This is a genomic window from Embleya sp. NBC_00888, from assembly GCF_045207655.1.
Taxonomy (GTDB): Bacteria; Actinomycetota; Actinomycetes; order Streptomycetales; family Streptomycetaceae; genus Embleya.
Map to the genome: position 1 here is coordinate 843,093 of NZ_CP108784.1, position 20,218 is coordinate 863,310.

1 protein-coding gene (running past both ends of the window) is annotated in these 20,218 nt (G+C 70.8%); it reads right to left on the bottom strand.

Every position in this 20,218-nt window falls within one protein-coding gene, locus OG948_RS03425, for a non-ribosomal peptide synthase/polyketide synthase, read on the bottom strand. The gene is 25,965 nt long; 441 of those nucleotides lie to the left of the window and 5,306 to its right, leaving coding positions 5,307-25,524 in view (codon 1,769, partial, through codon 8,508, complete); reading right to left, the first codon wholly in view occupies window positions 20,215-20,217. Both codon boundaries (start and stop) fall beyond the window edges.

A 20,218-nucleotide genomic window follows, 5' to 3' on the forward strand; every position in this document is an offset into this window, starting at 1 on the left:
CCAGGAGCCACCCGCATCGACCGGGACGACATACGCCACCAGTCGAATGTCGCCCGGGGACTGCTCTCGGGTGACCACGGCCGCCCAGTGCACATCGGGGTGAGCGGTCAGCGTGGCCTCGATCTCACCGGGCTCGATCCGGAACCCCCGAATCTTCACCTGATCGTCGGTCCGACCGGCGAACATCAACTCTCCCGCGGCCGTCCACCGCGCGCGGTCGCCCGTGCGATACATCCGCTCACCCGAACCGAACGGGCAGGCCACGAACCGTTCACCGGTGAGCGCGGCCCGACCCAGGTAGCCCCGGGCCAGGCCCGTGCCGGCGACATGGAGCTCACCGATCACCCCGGGCGCAACCGGACGCAGGAAGTCGTCCAGGACGTAGGCACGGGTGTTGGCGATCGGGCTTCCGATCGGGATCTCGTCGACCCCCGACCGGCAGTGCCAGACCGTGGCGTCCACCGTCGTCTCGGTGGGCCCGTAGGTGTTGAACATGACCCGGCCGGGCGCCCAACGAGCCATCAATTCCGGCGGGCACGCCTCGCCACCCACCTCCAGGACCACGTGCGGCGGGATCGCACCGACCGGCACCCCGGCCAACACGGCGGGCGGCAAGGACACATGCGTGATCGCCTGCTCGACGAGGAACCGGGCCAACTCGTCGCCCAGTCGCCGCTCGTCGGGCACGACCACCAAGGCCGCCCCCGACACCAGCGCCAACGCCCATTCCAGGCAGAACACATCGAACCCGATCGAGGTGAACTGTGCGATCCGGGAGCTCTCTTCGGGTCGGAATCGGTCCAGTCCCGCGGCCACGGTGTTCGCGAATCCGGCCTGCGAGACGACCACCCCCTTGGGCTGCCCGGTCGAACCCGACGTGTAGACCACATAGGCCGGGTGCGAACCCGACAGCGGCACCAAGCGATCGGCGTCACTCACGGGCGACGACGGCAGGGTCTCCAGTGCGGCGAGCACCGCGGGCTCGTCCAGAACCAGGACCGCGCTCATTTCTCCACACCACACAGCCGGGATGCGCGACGCGTTCGCGCTGTCCGTGACCACCAGAACCGGCGCCGCGTCATCGAGCAGGTAGCCGATCCGCTCGGCCGGCTGCGTCGGATCGATGGCCAGATACGCACCACCGGCAGCCGACACGCCCAACAACGCCGTCATCAACCCGTCGTCGCGCCCCAACACCACCGCGACCACCGACTCGGGACCGACCCCGAGCCCGATCAGCCGCCGTGCCAAGCGGTGAACTCGACCACCCAACTCCCCGTACGACAGCGCCGAATTCCCGGACACCACCGCCACCGCGGCCGGCGCCTCCGCCACCCGAGCCGCGAACAGCTCCGCGACCGACACCGCCGGCACTCCCACCGCCGTGTCGTTCCAGGCGACCAACACCCGCGAGCGCTCGTCGTCGTCCAGCACATCCACGGCGTCGAGTCGAACACCCGGATCCGCGACCAGCGTTCCCAGCACCCGGACCCAGCGAGCGGCCATCGTTTCGACCGTATCCGGGTCGAACAGATCGGCCGACGCCACGACGACGCCGCGAAGCCCGGCGGGACGGCCCTGCTCGTCGAAGACTTCGGTCAGCGCCAGGTCCAGGTCGAATCTCGCCGGCTGCGCCACGGAGACGCCCGCCGCGGCGCCCGCCGTACCGACCCCCAGGCCCGGCAACTCCAGCGCCGCCCGGCCGGTGTTCTGGAGGGTCAACATCACCTGGAACAGCGGATGCCGCGCCAACGACCGCGCCGGCGCCAACTCCTCCACCAACCGCTCGAACGGCACATCCTGATTCCCGAACGCCGCCAGGCCCGTCTCACGAACCCGCCCCAACACCTCCCGGAACGTCGGATGACCCGACAGATCCGTCCGCATCACCAACGTGTTCACGAAAAACCCGACCAGATCGTCCAGACCCTCATCCGTACGACCCGCCACCGCCGCACCGATCGGCACATCCGTACCGGCACCCAACCGCGACAACAACACCGCCAACCCCGCCTGCAACACCATGAACACCGTCACACCCTCGGCCCGCGCCACCTGCACCAGCTCGGCGTGAGTCTCGGCCGAGACCACGAGCGGAACGCTGTGACCACGGTCGCTCGCGACAACGGGCCGGGTGCGATCGAAGGGCAACTCCAGCTCTTCCGGGCCTCCGGCGAGCGCCTCCCGCCAGTACGCGACCTGACGCGACAGCACGCTGTCGGGTTCCTCCGCGTCGCCGAGCAACTCCCGTTGCCACAGCGCGTAGTCGGCGTACTGCACCGGCAACGGCGCCCACTCCGGCCCTTCGCCGGCGCACCGGGCCGCATAGGCGGTGGAGATGTCCCGGCCCAACGGGCCCATCGACCAACCGTCACCCGCGATGTGATGCACCACGAGCACCAATGCGTGCTCCTCGGCCCCGGACGAAAGCAACCACGCCTTGATCGGCACCTCCGTCGCCAGGTCGAACTCATGACTCACGGCGCGTGCCACCGCGCCGGGCAGCTCGGCCGGGGACACCCGACCGACCGCCGGCTCCCACGCGAGTTCGTCGAGACTCAGGATTCGCTGGTACGGCTCACCGTCGGCGACCGCAACCACCGTCCGCAACACCTCGTGCCGACCCAGCACATCCCGCAACGCCGCCGACAACGCGGCCACATCCACGCGACCGGACAGGCCCACCACCACCGGCAGGTTGTACGTCGCGCCGCCACCCTCCAACTGCCCAAGGAACCACAACCGCCGCTGCGCGAACGACAACGGCACCCGCTCCGGACGCTCCCGAACGGTCAGCGCTTCCCGCGCCGCGTCGGCGTGGTCCAGCGCGACCGCCAACCCGGCGACGGTCGGCGCCTCGAACAACGTCCGCAGCTCCAACTCGACGCCCAGCACGGCTCGGACACGCGACGCCAGCCGCGTCGCCAGCAGCGAGTGGCCGCCCAACTCGAAGAAGCTGTCGTCGACCCCCACCCGATCCCGACCCAGCACCTGGGCGAACGCCCCGCACAACAACTCTTCACGCAGACCGACCGGACTCCGGCCGGGTCCGGTGTGGTGGTCGGGTGCGGGGAGGGCTTTGCGGTCGAGTTTGCCGTTGCTCGTGAGCGGGAGTGCGTCGAGGGCGACGACGGCGGCGGGGACCATGTACTCGGGCAGACGGCCGGCGGCGAAGCGCCGGAGGACGTCGGGCAGGGCTGCCGGGGGTGTGGCGGTGTCGCGGGTGGGGACGACGTAGGCGACCAGGTGGGTGCCCGAGGTCTCGTCGGTGCGGGCGACCACGACGGCCTGCGCGACCTCGGGGTGCGCGGCCAGCGCGGCCTGCACCTCGGCGGGTTCGATCCGGAAGCCCCGAATCTTGACCTGATCGTCGACCCGTCCGGCGAACAGCACCTGGCCGTCGTGTGTCCAACGGGCCCGGTCACCGGTGCGATACATGCGCTCACCCGCGCCGAACGGGCACGCCACGAAACGCTCACCGGAGAGACCCGGGCGCCCGACGTAACCCCGGGCGAGTTGCACGCCCGCTAGGTACAGCTCGCCCGTCACACCCGGCGGGACGGGCTCGAGACGGTCGTCCAGGACGAAGACCCGCGTGTTGGCGATCGGTGCGCCGATCGGGACCGACGAGCCTTCCCAGCCCGGTGCGCAGTACCAGGCCGTGACGTCCACGGACGCCTCGGTCGGGCCGTACAGGTTGTGCAACTCCACACCCTCGAAAAGCGCGTGGAAGCGGTGCTGGGTATCCACCGACAGGGCCTCGCCGCTGCACACCACCAGACGCAGGTCTTCGGCGCAGGCGGCGGCGGTCGGCTCCTCCAGGAAAGCGTCGAGCATCGAGGGCACGAAGTGCATCACCCCGACCCGCTGCTCGCGCGCCAACGCGGCCACATACGCCGGATCCCGATGACCACCCGGTCGGGCCACCACCATCGCCGCCCCCGACAGCAGCGTCGCGAACAACTCCCACACGGAGACGTCGAAAACGAACGGCGTCTTGTGCATCACCCGATCACCGACACCGAACCCATACCGATCCCACATCCACACCAGACGGTTCACCACACCCGCGTGCGGCACCACGACACCCTTCGGCACCCCCGTCGAACCCGACGTATAGATCACATACGCCGGAAGCCCCGAATGCAGGGCACCCAACCGCTCCGCATCGCTCAACACCCCACCGTCGAACCCGGCCACCCGCGCCACGACCTCGGGGTCGTCAACGACCAGAACCGGCCGACCGTCGACGACAGGCGCCGAGGTCGTGTCCGTCACCACCAGCACAGGCCGCGCGTCCCGCAACAGGAACCCGATCCGCTCATCCGGATACTCCGGATCGATCGGCACGTAGGCGCCGCCCGCCTTCAACACCGCCAGCAACGACACGACCAGGTCGATCCCGCGCTCCAACACCACCGCGACAACCGACTCCGGACCCACCCCCAACCCCACCAAACACCGCGCAAGCCGATTCGCCCGCACATCCAACTCCGCGAACGACAACTCCACACCCTCGAACACCACCGCCACCGCACCCGGCGACGCCACCACCCGAGCCTCGAACAACCCCACAACCGAACCCGAACCCGAACCCGCGGCCGGGGCCACCTCCACAGCCGTGTCGTTCCACCCCACCAACACCCGAGACCGCTCGGCCCCGTCAAGCACGTCCACCGCGCCCAGACGAGACGCCGGTTCGGCGGTCACCGCCCGCATGACCCGGACCAGCCGCTCGGCCATCTGCAGGACCGAATCCGGATCGAACAGGTCGGCGGCGACGGTCACCAGGCCCCGGAGCCCGGCCGGGCGGCCCTGGTCGTCGACGACTTCGCCGACGGTCACCTCGATGTCCACCCTCGCTGCCGGCGAGAGATCCGCAGCGTCGGCGGGCGAAGCCGCACCCACCTCGATGTCGGGCAGTTCGAGCGCCGCCCGGCCGGTGTTCTGGAGGGTCAACATCACCTGGAACAGCGGATGCCGCGCCAACGACCGCGCCGGCGCCAACTCTTCCACCAACCGCTCGAACGGCACATCCTGATTCCCGAACGCCGCCAGGCCCGTCTCACGAACCCGCCCCAACACCTCCCGGAACGTCGGATCACCCGACAGATCCGTCCGCATCACCAACGTGTTCACGAAGAACCCGACCAGATCGTCCAGACCCTCATCCGTACGACCCGCCACCGCCGCACCGATCGGCACATCCGTACCGGCACCCAACCGCGACAACAACACCGCCAACCCCGCCTGCAACACCATGAACACCGTCACACCCTCGGCCCGCGCCAACTCCACGATGTCGCCGTGGAGATCGCCGGGAATCTCGAGCCGAGCACTGTGTCCACGATGACCGGCGACCGCCGGACGGGGTCGGTCCACCGGCAGTTCCAGTTCCTCCGGCGCTCCCGCCAAAGCCGAACGCCAGTAGGCCACCTGGGCCGACAACACGCTTTCGGGGTCGTGCTCCTCACCCAGGATTTCGCGCTGCCAGAGCGTGTAGTCGGCGTACTGCACCGGCAACGGAGCCCACTCGGGCGCGTGTCCCGCACACCGGGCCGCATAGGCCGTGGAGACATCTCGACCCAACGGGCCCATCGACCAGCCGTCACCCGCGATGTGATGCACCACGAGCACGAACACGTGCTCCCGCGGCCCGGACGAGAGCAACCACGCCTTGATCGGTACCTCGGCCGCGAGGTCGAACACGTGGCCTGTCGCCCGCGCGATCGCACCCGGCAGCTCCGCCGACGCCACGAGCTCGGCCACCGGCTCCCACTCGACGTGGTCGAGGCTCAACACCCTCTGGTATGGCTCACCGTCCGCCACGGCGAACACCGTCCGCAGCACCTCGTGCCGACCCATCACATCCCGCAACGCGGCCGAGAGAGCCGCACTGTCCACCGGACCCGACAGCCGAACGACCGTCGACGCGTTGTACTTGGCGCTACGGCCCTCCAACTGCCCCAGGAACCACAACCGCCGCTGCGCGAACGACAACGGCACCCGCTCCGGGCGCTCCCGAACCGCCAACACGGTGCGCGCCGCACCGGACCGGGTCAGTTCTCCGGCCAGCCCGGCTGCCGTCGGTGATTCGAAGAGAGAGCGAATGTCCAACTCGACGCCCAGTACGGCCCGTACACGCGATACGAGCCGCGTCGCGAGCAGGGAGTGGCCGCCCAACTCGAAGAAGTTCTCATGCGCTCCGACCGACTCCAGGCCCAGCACCTGGGCGAACATCCCGCACAGGATCTCTTCCTGGGGCGACGGGGCGAACCCGCCGGACTCCGCACCACCCGAGCGATCGGGACTGGGCAGGGCGGCCCGATCGAGCTTGCCGTTGGCGGTCAGCGGAAGCGCGGCCAGCACCACGATCGCGCCGGGCAGCATGTACTCCGGCAGGCGACGCGCGGCGAACTCCCGCAACGTGTCCGGCAGGTCCTCGTCGACTGCTTCGGCATCGTCGGGCACGACATAGGCCAGCAGACGGGTGTCACCCGAGGATTCCGTCCGGGCGACCACCGCGACCCGACCCACGCCCGGGTGGGCCGCCAACACCTCCTCGATCTCGGCCGGTTCGATCCGGAAGCCGCGCACCTTCACCTGATCGTCGGCCCGGCCGACGAACACCAACCGACCCTCGGCAGTCCACCGAACCCGGTCCCCGGTGCGGTACATCCGTTCCCCGACCGCGAACGGGCACGCCACGAACCGATCCGCCGTCAACCCCGGCCGCGAAATGTAACCCCGAGCCAGCCCCGCACCCGCGATGTACAGCTCACCGATCACACCCACCGGCACCGGAGCAAGATCCCCACCCAGCACGAACAACCGCGTATTCGCAATCGCACGACCGATCGGCACCGGACCCGACGACACCTCGTCACCCGCACGAACCTCGAAGACACAACAACCCACCACCGTCTCGGTCGGCCCGTACTCGTTCACCACCACCGAACCCGGCGACCGCGCCAACCACGCGGCCACATCCGCCCCGAACAACGCCTCACCACCGACCACCACACACCGCGCGGAACCGGCCGCCTCGTCGTCCGTCAACAACTCGCCCAGCAAAGGCAGATGCGCGGGCACCACCTTCACCAGGTCGAACCCGGACCCGGAACGCAACAGCCCCGCGAGGCCATCGGCACCACCCTCGGGACTCACCGTCACCGGCGACCCCGACACCAGCGGCAACAACACACTCGTCACCGTCAGGTCGAACGCGAGCGACGAGTGCAGCGGCGCACCACCCGATACCCCGACCCCATACGCCTCGCCGGCCCACGCCACATAGTTCGCCAACCCGCCGTGCGTGACCGCCACACCCTTCGGCCGACCCGTCGAACCCGACGTATAGATCACATACGCCAACTCCTCCAAGTGCACCGCGACACCCGACCCAACCCCGGCCGCCGGCTCCGGAGGCGCGCCGAGCGTGTCGATCGCGATCGTGGGCAATCGGCCGGCGGGCAACTCCTCCAGCAGGTCCTCGGTACTGATCAACGTCACAGCACGGCTGTCCGTGAGCATGAACGCGATGCGATCCGACGGGTACTCCGGATCGATCGGCAGATACGCGGCACCAACTCGCCACGCGGCCAGGATCGCCACCACCGCATCGACACCACGCGGCAGACACAGACCCACCACCGAACCGGCGCCGACCCCGTACCGGCGCAACAACCGCGCCAGGCCACCCGCACGCGCGTCCAACGCGGCGTACGAGGTCTCGACCCCGTCGCACACCACCGCAACGGCGTCCGGCGACTTCGCCACCCGCGCCGCGATCAACTCCGGCACCGACACACCCGGCACATCCACGGCGGTGTCGTTCCACTCCACCAACACCCGCGACCGCTCGGCATCGTCCAACACCGCCACGGAGCCCAACGGAACGTCGGCTGCGGCTGCGACCTCGCCCTCGACGCCGTCCGCCAGCACAGCGGTCAGGTTCTCGATCGTCGTGTGCAACATCCGGGTGACCACGTGCGGATCGGCTGGAGCGACGGCGTCCACCGTCATCACGAAGCCGTCGGCGCCCAGGTCGTCCACCGACACGGCCAGCGGGAAGTTCGTGAGGTCCAGCATGTAGACCGTGCGGATGCCCTCCATCTCGCCGCTTCCGTGGCGACCATCGGCATCCGTGGCGGTTCCCTGTTCGCCGCTGTAGCGGTAGTTGAAGAAGGCGGTGAACAGCGGTGCGTCGCCGGTGATCCCGCTCGCCTGCTGCGCCACGGCCAGCGGCGCGTGCTCGTGTTCGAGCAGCGCGGCGAGTTGGTCCCGCATCGCGACGACGGCCGCCAGAGCACCCACGCCCTCGGTACGCGCCCGAACCGGCAGCGTGTTCATGAACAGACCCAACGCCCGGTCCGCACCGGCACCCGCGTTCATCCGCCCGAACAACACCGTCCCGAACACGACATCGTCACGACCGGCCAGCACCGACAACACCCGCGCCCAGGCCACATGCAACAACGTCGCCGGACTCACACCCAGCCCGCGCGCCACCTCCCGAATCCGCACACCCACGTCGTCCGACACCGGCAACTCGGCCCGCCGCACACCCGTACCGTCACCACGCACATCCAGCAACCCGAACGGCGCCGTCGTCTCGGTGACATCACCCAACAACTCCGCGAAGAACTCCCCGTGCCCACCGTGCCGCAGACTCTCCCGCGCCTGCACCACGAAGTCCCGGAACGGGCGCGGGGTGGGCAACTCGTGCCCGTCGCCCGCCAGGAACGTCCGGACCTCCTGGAGCAGGACCTCCATGCCGACGTGATCCTGAAGCATGTGATGCACCCGGATCAGCGCGAGCCATCGAGGCCCGCCGGGCGCGGCGGTGATGTGCGTGTCGATGAGCGGCGCGCGACCGATGTCCATGCTCAATCCGCCGGTGGCGGCCAACTCCGCGACCGGGTCGCTGCTCTCGTGTCCGAGGTACACCTCCCGCACCGGCAGCGGGGCCCGTCGCTGGACCACCTGGACGGGCTCGGGCACGCCTTCCCACACGATCGCGGTCCGGTAGATGTCGTGCCGGGCGATCACCTGCTGGAGCGCCCACAGGAAACCGTCGAGCCGCTCGCGGGTGTCGTACTCCAACACGAACGGCGCGACGTAGACGTCACGTTCGTGCTCGCCGGCCATCAGGTGGTGGAAGAGAATGCCCTCCTGGAGCGGCGCCAGCGGGTACACGTCGGCGATGTTCGCGGCACCACCCTCGATCGACCCGACCAGCCCCTCGACCTCGGCGTCCGACAGATCCACCAGCGGCAGCATGTCCGGCGTCAGAGCCGTGGCGTCGGCCGGGATGCGATTCGCCGGGACCATCACCGGCACCGGCCCGGCGATCTCCGCGAGCCCGGCCACGGTCGGCGACCGGAACAGAGCCCGCACCGACACCGAGACGCCCCGCGCCCGCAACCGCTCCACCAGCGTGATGGCCAGCAGCGAATGCCCGCCCAATGTGAAGAAGTTGTCGTCCACCCCGACCGAAGGCACGCCCAACACCTCGGCGAAGACCGCGCACAACACCTCCTCGCGCACGGTCGCCGGCCCCCGGCCATACGTTCCACCCGGCCCATACTCGGGGGCGGGGAGCGCGTCGCGGTCCAGCTTCCCGTTGGCGGTCAGCGGAATGGCGTCCAGCACGACGATCGCCGACGGCACCATGTACTCCGGCAACCGTCCGCCGACGAAACCACGCAGCGCCTCGCCCAGTTGCCCGCCGGTCTCGCCATCGCGGGCCACGACATAGGCGACCAGGCGCTTCTCACTGGGGCGAGCCGGGGAGGAGGCGTCCGTACCGCCCATGCTCTCCTCACGGGCGACGACGGCGGCCTGGGCGACGTCGGGGTGGGTCTCCAGTACGGTCCGGATCTCGCCGGGCTCGATCCGGAAACCACGGATCTTCACCTGATCGTCCGCCCGACCGGCGAAGACCAACTCCCCCTCGGCCGTCCACCGCACCCGGTCCCCCGTGCGATACATCCGCTCACCGGAGCCGAACGGGCAGGCCACGAACCGTTCGCCCGTCAACGCGGGACGACCGAGATAGCCCCGAGCCAGGCCGTCGCCCGCCACATGGAGCTCACCCGTCACGCCCGGTGCCACCGGGCGAAGGGCGTCGTCCAGCACGTACATGCGGGTGTTGGCGATCGGCGCGCCGAAGGGAATCGGCACCCGCAACGGGAGGTCGAGATGGGTCGAGGTGACCATGACCGTGGCCTCGGTGGGCCCATAGGTATTGATCAGTCGTCGGCCCGACGCCCACGTCCGCGCCAGGTGTTCGCCGACGGCCTCCGCGCCGATCAGCAGGGTCGCCACCCCGGCGAGGTCGTCCGGCTCCAGGACGGCCAGCAGCGAGGGCACGAGGCTGGCGGCGCGTACTCCGTTCTCGTCCACCAGTCGCCGCAACAACTCCGGTTGGCTGCGTTCGTCGGCGTTCGCCACCACCAGCGTTCCGCCGTGCGACAGGGTCACCGCGACATCCAGCACCGACGCGTCGAAGCTGAAGGACGCGAACTGCAGGACCCCGACGCCGGTCGCCACACCCATCATCGGCGCGAACACCGAGACGAGATTGCGCAGTCCGGCGTGGGTTGCCGCCACGGCCTTCGGCGTGCCGGTGGAGCCCGACGTGTAGATCACATACGCCAGTCCGGTCGGCGACACACTCGCCGGAGCGGCCTCGGGGGTGGTCGTCGCGAGGGTGTCCGAGGTCGCGGGATCGTCCAGCGCGATCACCGACAGGCCCGCCGTCGGCAGGTCCGCCAGCGTCTCCCGGGTCCCGATCAACGTGCCGATACCGCTGTCCGCGAGCACGAACTCCGCTCGCTCCCGCGGATACTCCGGATCGATCGGCACATACGCCGCGCCTGCCCGCCACACGCCCAGAATCGCCGCGACCAGGTCCACTCCACGCGGCAGGCACAGGCCCACCAAGGACTCCGCCCCGACACCCGAACCGCGCAGGTACCCTGCCAGCCGACCGGCCCGGGCCACCAACTCCCCGTAGGTAAGCCCGACACCGTCACACATCACAGCCGGCGTATCCGGCGTCCGCGCGGCCTGTGCGGCGAACAGTTCCGGCATCAACGGCCCGGGCACGTTCGTCGCCGTGTCGTTCCACTCCACCAACACCCGCGACCGCTCGCCGCCGTCGAGCACGTCCACCGTGCTCAGCGACAGACTCGGATCCGCGACCAACTCCGTCAGTACTCGAATCCAGCGACCACCGAAGCCCTCGACCGAATCCCGGTCGAACAGATCCGCCGCACCCACCAAGCCACCACGAAGTCCCGCCGGACGACCCTCATCGTCGAAGAGCTCGGTGAGTGAGACATCCAGGTCGAACTTCGCGACCTGCGTGGCGAATACGCTCGCAGCCGCCTCGGCGCCCGGGGTGCCGACCTCGATGCCGGGCATCTCCAACCCCGCCCGGCCGGTGTTCTGCACCGTCAACATCACCTGGAACAAAGGGTGTCGGGCCAGCGATCGGGCCGGTGACAGCTCCTCCACCAACCGCTCGAACGGCACGTCCTGATGCCCGAACGCGCCGAGCCCGCTGTCGCGAACTCGGCTCAACACGTCCCGGAACGACGGGTCTCCCGAAAGATCCGTTCGCGTCACCAGGGTGTTCACGAAGAAGCCGACCAGGTCGTCGAGGCTCTCGTCGGTGCGGCCGGCCACCGCCGCGCCGATCGGGATGTCCGTACCGGCGCCCAGCTTCGACAACACCACCGCAAGCCCGGCCTGCAACACCATGAACACCGTCACGCCCTCGGCCCGCGCCACCTCCCGCAACCGCGCATGCACATCCGCGGACAACTCGAGCCCAACCCGATGCCCACGATGCGAAGCCACCACCGGACGCGGCCGATCCACCGGAAGCTCCAACTCCTCCGGCGCACCCGCCAAAACCTCCCGCCAATACCCCACCTGACCCGACAACACACTCGCCGAATCACCCTCGTCACCCAACAACTCCCGCTGCCACAACGCGTAATCCGCGTACTGCACCGGCAGGCGTGTCCACTCCGGAGCCTGCCCCGCGCACCGGGCCGCGTAGGCCGCCGAGACATCCCGGCCCAACGGGCCCATCGACCAGCCATCCCCCGCGATGTGATGCACCACCACGACGAAGACATGCTCGTCCGGCCCGGTCGAGAGCAGCCACGCCTTGATCGGTATGTCCGTCGCGAGGTCGAATGCGTGGCCCACGGCCCGCGCCACCGCACCGGGCACCTCGCCCGGGGTGACCTCCTCGACCACCAACCCCCAAGCCGACTCGTCCAGGTCCAACACCCGCTGATACGGCTCACCGTCGGCAACCGCGAACACCGTCCGCAACACCTCGTGCCGACCCACCACATCCCGCAACGCCGCCGCCAACGCGGGCACATCCACGCGACCGGACAGGCCCACCACCACCGGCAGGTTGTACGTCGCGCCGCCACCCTCCAACTGCCCAAGGAACCACAACCGCCGCTGCGCGAACGACAACGGCACCCGCTCCGGACGCACGCGCTCCCCGACCGTGGCCCGGGCCCGCCGTACCTGGCCGTGCTCCAGTCCGGCCGCCAGTCCGGCCACCGTGGGCGTCTCGAACAGGGCCCGAATCTCCAGTTCCACGCCCAGCACCGCGCGCACCCGCGACACCAGCCGCGTCGCCAGCAGCGAGTGGCCTCCCAACTCGAAGAAGTCGTCGTCGACCCCCACCCGATCCAGACCCAAGACGTGGGCGAACGCCCCACACAACAACTCTTCACGCAGACCGACCGGACCCCGACCGGCGTCCGTGCCGTAGTCGGGGGCGGGCAGCGCCCCGCGATCGAGCTTGCCGTTGGGTGTCAGCGGCAGTTCGTCCAGCACGACGACGGCCGAGGGCACCATGTAGTCGGGCAACCACTGTGCCGCGAACCGTCGGAGCTGCTCGGGCAGGCGCGCGAACTCGGCGGTGCCGCCTTCCGCCGCGACGACGTAGCCGACGAGTCGTTTGTCACCGGTCCGGCCCACCGCGTCGGCGTCCTCACGGACGACCACGGCGGCTTGGGCGACGTCGGGGTGGGTCTCCAGTACGGTCTGGATCTCGCCGGGCTCGATCCGGAACCCGCGGATCTTGACCTGGTCGTCCGCGCGGCCGGCGAAGACCAACTCACCGGCCGCCGTCCACCGTGCCCGGTCGCCCGTGCGATACATACGCTCACCGGAGCCGAACGGGCAGGCCACGAACCGCTCACCGGTCAGCGTCGCACGACCGAGATAGCCCCGGGCCAGGCCCGCGCCGGCGATGTACAGGTCACCGCTCACGCCCGGGGGCACCGGGCGAAGGAAGTCGTCCAGCACATAGGTGCGCGTGTTCGCGATCGGCGCGCCGAACGGGATGGGGCTGCGCAGCGGCGGGTCGAGGTGGGTGGCGGTGATCATCACGGTCGCCTCGGTCGGCCCGTAGGTGTTGATCAGTCGCCGATCCGCCGACCAGGTCCGGGCCAGGTGCTCGCTGATCGGCTCGGCGCCCACCAGCAGCGTGCCGACGCCGGCCAGGTCCTTCGGTTCCAGGACGCCCAGTAGGGAGGGGACGAGGCTGGCGGCGCGGACCGCGTTCTCGTCGACGAGTCGGCGCAGCAGCTCCGGTTGGCTGCGTTCGTCGGTGTTCGCCACCACCAGCGTTCCGCCGTGGGACAACGTGACGGCCACATCCAGCACCGACGCGTCGAAGCTGAATGACGCGAACTGCAGGACTCCGACGCCGGTCGCCACCTCCATCATCGGCGCGAACACCGAAACCAGGTTCGCCAGCCCGGCCCGCGTGGCCACCACGGCCTTCGGGGTCCCGGTCGAGCCGGAGGTGTAGATCACGTAGGCGGTCCCGGACGGTGCCGGGTCGGCCACGGGTTCGACGGAGGCGGTCGTCGCGAGGGCGACCGAGGTCGTGGGATCGTCCAGCGTGATCACCGACAGGCCCGCCGTCGGCAGGTCCGCGAGCGTCTGCGTGGTTCCGATCAGTGTGCCGATGCCGCTGTCCGCGAGCATGAACTCCGCTCGCTCCCGCGGATACTCCGGATCGATGGGCACATACGCCGCACCGGCCCACCACACGCCCAGGATCGCCGCGACCATGTCCACGCCACGTGGCAGGCACAGTCCCACCAACGATTCCGTGCCCGCACCCGACCGGCGCAGATATCCGGCCAATCGGCCCGCGTAGGCCGCCAGTTCCGCGTACGAGACCCCGGCGCCGTCGCACACCACGGCCGGAGCGTCCGGTGTGCGTACGGCCTGCGCGGCGAACGACTCGGCCACCGTCGTGGTCGACGACGCGACCGCCGTGTCGTTCCAGGCGAGCAACACGCGTGCCCGCTCGGCCGCGTCGAGCACGTCCACCGCGCTCAACCGCCGCCCCGGATCGGCGACCAGATCCGCCAACGCCCGAACCCAGCGTCCCGCCAGGCCCTCCACCGAGTCCCGGTCGAACAGGTCGGCCGCGCCCACCAACGCGCCGCGTAGCCCCGCCGGTCGCCCCTCGTCGTCGAACAGCTCCGCCAGCGACACGTCCAGGTCGAACTTCGCCGCTCCGGAGAGTTCGGCCGCGATGTCCTCGGTCGGCGGGCCGACCTGCACGCCGGGCAGCTCCAGGGCCGCTCGTCCCGTGTTCTGGAGGGTCATCATCACCTGGAACAGCGGATGCCGCGCCAACGATCGGGCCGGCGCCAACTCCTCCACCAGCCGCTCGAACGGCACATCCTGATGCTCGAAGGCGCCGAGTCCGGTCTCCCGGACCCGGCCCAGCACCTCACGGAACGTCGGGTCCCCGGACAGGTCCGTGCGCATCACCAGGGTGTTCACGAACAGCCCGACCAGGTCGTCGAGGCTCTCGTCGGTGCGGCCGGCCACCGCCGCGCCGATCGGGATGTCCGTACCGGCACCGAGCTTCGACAACACCACGGCGAGCCCGGCCTGCAACACCATGAACACCGTCACGCCCTCGGCCCGCGCCACCTCCCGCAACCGCGCATGCACATCCGCGGACAACTCGAGCCCAACCCGATGCCCACGATGCGAAGCCACCACCGGACGCGGCCGATCCACCGGAAGCTCCAACTCCTCCGGCGCACCCGCCAAAACCTCCCGCCAATACCCCACCTGACCCGACAACACACTCGCCGAATCACCCTCGTCACCCAACAACTCCCGCTGCCACAACGCGTAATCCGCGTACTGCACCGGCAGGCGTGTCCACTCCGGGACCTGCCCCGCACTCCGGGCCGCGTAGGCCGCCGAGACATCCCGGCCCAACGGGCCCATCGACCAGCCGTCACTCGCGATGTGATGCACCACGAGTACCAACACGTGCTCTTCGGCTCCGGTCGACAACAATCGGGCGTGCAGCGGGACTTCCGTCGCCAGGTCGAATGCGTGGCCCACGGCCCGCGCCACCGCACCGGGCACCTCGCCCGGGGCGACCTCTTCGACCACCAACCCCCAAGCCGACTCGTCCAGGTCCAACACCCGCTGATACGGCTCACCGTCGGCAACCGCGAACACCGTCCGCAACACCTCGTGCCGACCCACCACATCCCGCAACGCCGCCGCCAACGCGGGCACGTCCACCTGCCCCGACAGCCGCACCACCGTCGACGCGTTGTACGTGGCGCTACGACCCTCCAACTGCCCCAGGAACCACAACCGCCGCTGCGCGAACGACAACGGCACCCGCTCCGGACGCTCCCGAACCGCCAACGCCGTCCGCGCCGCACCGGCGTCGGCCAGCGCCGCCGCGAGTCCGGCCACCGTCGGCGCCTCGAACAGCGTGCGAATGTCCACCTCGACGCCCAGCACCGCCCGCACCCGCGACACCAGTCGGGTGGCCAGCAGCGAGTGGCCGCCCAGGTCGAAGAAGCCGTCGTCGACGCCGACCTCGTCCAGCCCGAGCACCTGCGCGAAGACGCCGCACAGGAGTTCCTCGCGGAGTCCGCCCGGTCCTCGATCGCTGCCCGGGGTGTAGTGCGGGGCGGGCAGCGCCTTGCGGTCGAGTTTCCCGTTCGGGGTCATCGGCAGCGCGTCGAGCACGAGGATCGCCGACGGCACCATGTAGTCCGGCAGCCGGGCGGCCACGAAACGTCGCAGTTCCTCGGCCAGGCGCGCCTCGCCGGCGGACGTGCCGTCCTCGGTGCCGACCACGTAGCCGACCAGGAGCCGGTCCTCGGGCCCACCGCCGGGGGCCGCGTCCGCGCGGGCGAGCACGGCCGCCTGGGCGACCAGCGGATGGGCGACGAGCGCGGCCTCGACCTCGCCGGGCTCGATCCGGAAGCCCCGGATCTTGACCTGGTCGTCGGCGCGACCGGCGAACACCAGCCGCCCGTCCGCGGTCCACCGCACCCGGTCCCCGGTCCGGTACATGCGCTCGCCCGGCGCGAACGGGCAGGCCACGAACCGCTCACCGGTGAGCGCCGGCCGCCCGAGGTAACCCCGGGCCAGGCCCGCGCCGGCCACGTAGAGTTCGCCGACCACCTCGGCCGGCACGGGGTCGAGGCGGTCGTCCAGGACGTAGGCGCGCGCGTTGCGGATCGGCCCGCCGATGTCGGGTTCGCCGCCCGGCTCCAGGGGTGTGGACATGGTGGCGCAGACCGTGGTCTCGGTCGGCCCGTACGCGTTGATCAGCCGCCGCCCGACGGCCCAGCGCCCGGCCAGGTCGGTGCCGAGCGCCTCGCCCGCGGACACCAGTGTCCGCACCGACGGCAGGTCGTCGGCGTCCAGGACCCGCAACACGGCGGGTGGCAGCGTGGCGTGGGTGACCGCGTGCCGGGCGATCACCTCGGCCAGGCCCTCGCCGGGCAGCAGTTCCGCCGCCGGCGCCACCACGAGGCAGGCGCCGCTGCCCAGCGCCATCATCAGCTCCCACGACGCCGCGTCGAAGCCGGCGGACGCGAACTGGAGCACCCGGCTGTCCCGATCCACGCCCAGCCGCTCGATCTGGGTGGCGACCAGACTGGCCACGCCGGCGTGCGAGAGGGCCACGCCCTTGGGCCGACCGGTGGAGCCCGAGGTGTAGATCACGTACGCCAGCCCGCCGGCGGGTGTCGAAACCGTCGGCGCGTCGCCGGGCCGGGCCGCGATGCCGGCCGCGACGTGCGGGTCGTCCAGGGCGATGCTCAGCACGCCGCGCGCGGGCGGCAGGTCGTCCAGGATCGCCTCGGTGCCCAGCAGCACGACGGCTCGGCTGTCGGCGAGCAGGTAGGCGATCCGCTCCTGCGGGTAGCGCGGGTCGATCGGCAGATACGCGGCGCCGGCTTCGAGCACCGCGAGCAGGGCCACGACCAGGTCCACGCCGCGCTCCTGCACGACGGCGACCACCGACTCAGGACCCACGCCCAGGTCGATCAGGTGCCGGGCGAGCCGGTTCGCCCGCTCCTCCAGGCGTGCGTAGGACAGTTCGACACCGTCGGCCCGGACCGCCACGGCATCGGGGGTGCTCCGCACATGGGTCCGGAACAGCTCCGGCAGCGTCGCGGCCGGGCCCACGTCGGCGGCCGTTTCGGCCCAGTCCGCCACCAGGCGCGACCACGCTTCGTCGTCCAGGACCGGCACGGCCTGTAGCGGGGTGTCCGAGCCGTACGCGTCCTGGGGAGCGGAGTTCGCGGCGGACCCGGGAACGGACCTCGGGGCGGACCCGGGGGCGAACTCCGCAACGGACTCCGCAGCCGTTTCCAACGCCGCGACCAGGTTCTCGATCGTCGTGTGCAGCAGGCGTGCGACGGCCTCCGGGTCGGCCGGCGCCATCGCGTCCACACTCAACGCGAAGCCCTCGTCGGCCAGGTCGTCCACGGACACGGCCAGCGGGAAGTTGCTGCGGTCGTGCGTGGCCAGCGAGCGGATGCCGGCGAAGCCCGACTCACCGTCGGAATCCGAGCCATCCGCGCCATCCGCGCCACCGGTCCGTCGGGAGCCGCTGTGCCGGTAGTTGAACAGGGCGCTGAACAGCGGGACGTCGCCGTCCAGCCCCGCCGCCTGCTGCGCCACCGCCAACGGCGCGTGCTCGTGTTCGAGCAGCGCGGCGAGTTGGGCACGCATCGCCAGGACCGCCGCCCGCACCCCGACGTCGCGCAGCCGGACCCGGACCGGCAGGGTGTTCATGAACAAACCCAGTGCCCGGTCGGCCCCGGCACCCGCGTTCATTCGCCCGAACAGCACGGTGCCGAAGACCACGTCGTCGCGTCCGGACAACGCGGCCAGCGCCCGGGCCCAGGCCACGTGCAGCAGGGTCGCGGGGCTGACCCCCAGCCCTCGGGCCACGTCGCGGACGCGCCGGCCGACGTCCGCGCGGACCGGGAGGCCGGCCCGTCGTACCCCGGTGCCGTCGCCGCGCACGTCCACCAGGCCGTAGGGGTGGGTGGGTTCGGTGACGTCGCCGAGCAGGTCGGCGAAGTATCGCTCGTGGCCGCCCCGGCGCAGGCTTTCCCGGGCCTGGACCACGAAGTCGCGGAACGGCAGCGGCGGGGCGAGTTCGGCGCCGCGTCCGGTGCGGAACGCCTGCACCTCCTGGAGCAGCACCTCCATCCCGGTGTGGTCCTGAACCATGTGGTGCACGCGCAGCATGGCCAGCCAACGGGTGCCGTCGGCGGCCGGTGTGACGTGCGCGTCGATCAGCGGAGCGCGGGTGATGTCCATGCTCGTCGCGCCGGCGGCGAGCAGCGCGGCGACCGGATCCCCGGCACCGCCGCACTCGCCCGGGCCGAACTCGCGTACGGTCAGCGGCGCCCGGCGGTGCACCACCTGCACCGGATCGGCCACGCCCTCCCACACGATCGCGGTGCGGTAGATGTCGTGCCGGTCGATCACCCGGCCGAGGGCGCTCAGGAAGCCGTCCAGCCGCTCACGGGTGTCGAACTCCAGCACGAACGGCGTGACGTAGACGTCGCGTTCGTGTTCGCCCGCGATCAGGTGGTGGAAGAGGATGCCTTCCTGCAACGGCGCCAACGGATAGATGTCGGCGATGTTCGCGGCGCCGCCCTCGACGGTGGCGACGATGCGCGCGAGCTCGGCGTCCGACAGGTCCACCAGCGGCAGCAGGTCCGGGGTGAGTTCGGTGCAGTCGGCCGAGATCGGGTTCACCGGGACCGGCACCGGCTCGGGGCCGGCGAGTGCGGCCAGCCCGGCCGGGGTCGGCGTCTCGAACAGGGCCCGGATCTCCACCGAGACGCCCTGCACCCGCAGCCGTTCCACCAGCGTGACCGCCAGCAGCGAGTGCCCGCCGGACTCGAAGAAGTTGTCGTCCACGCCCACCGTGTCCAGGCCCAGCGCCTCGGCGAACGCGGCGCACAGGATCTCCTCGCGCACCGTGCTCGGTCCCCGGCCGACGCTGCCCGCGTGCTGCGGCGCGGGAAGGGCCTTTCGGTCGAGCTTCCCGTTGGCGGTCAGCGGCAGCGCGTCCAGGATCACGATCGCCGCCGGGACCATCTGCTCGGGGAGCCGTTGCGCGATGAACTTCTTGACCGCTTCCGCGAGTTCGGCGTCCTCCCCGGTCTCGGGGTCGGCCGGGACCAGGTAGGCGACGAGGCTGGGGTCGCCGGCGGCGGTGTCCCGACCGACGACGACCGCCTGGGCCACCCGAGGATGTGTGAGCAGCGCGGTGCGGATCTCGTCGGGCTCGATCCGAAAGCCGCGGATCTTGATCTGGTCGTCGACCCGCCCGGCGAAGACCAGGTTGCCGTCCGAGTTCCACCTGACCCGGTCACCGGTGCGGTACATCCGCTCGCCGGCGACGAACGGGCAGGCCACGAACCGCTCACCGGTCAAGGCCGGGCGATGGAGATAGCCGCGCGCGACACCCGCTCCGGCGACGTACAGTTCACCGGTCACCCCGGGCGGTACCGGGGCCAGTCGTTCGTCGAGCACATAGGCGCGGATGTTGCCGATGGGCGTGCCGATCGGGACCGCGTCGTGCCGGAGCAGATGCGGGGTCAACGGCGTGGTGGTGACCCCGATCGTGGTCTCGGTGGGGCCGTAGTGGTTGAACACCGGGCGCTCGCCCGCCGCGCGCAGCAGGTCGCGCACCCACTCGGCCGAGGCCGCCTCGCCGCCGAGTACCAGCGACCCGGTCGGCAGCACCGCGGCCGTGCCGCGCACGCTCGCCAGCGCGGCCAGGTGCGAGGGCACCACCTTGACGTGCTCGATCCGGTGTCGGACCAGGTACTCGGCCACGGCCGACGGGTCG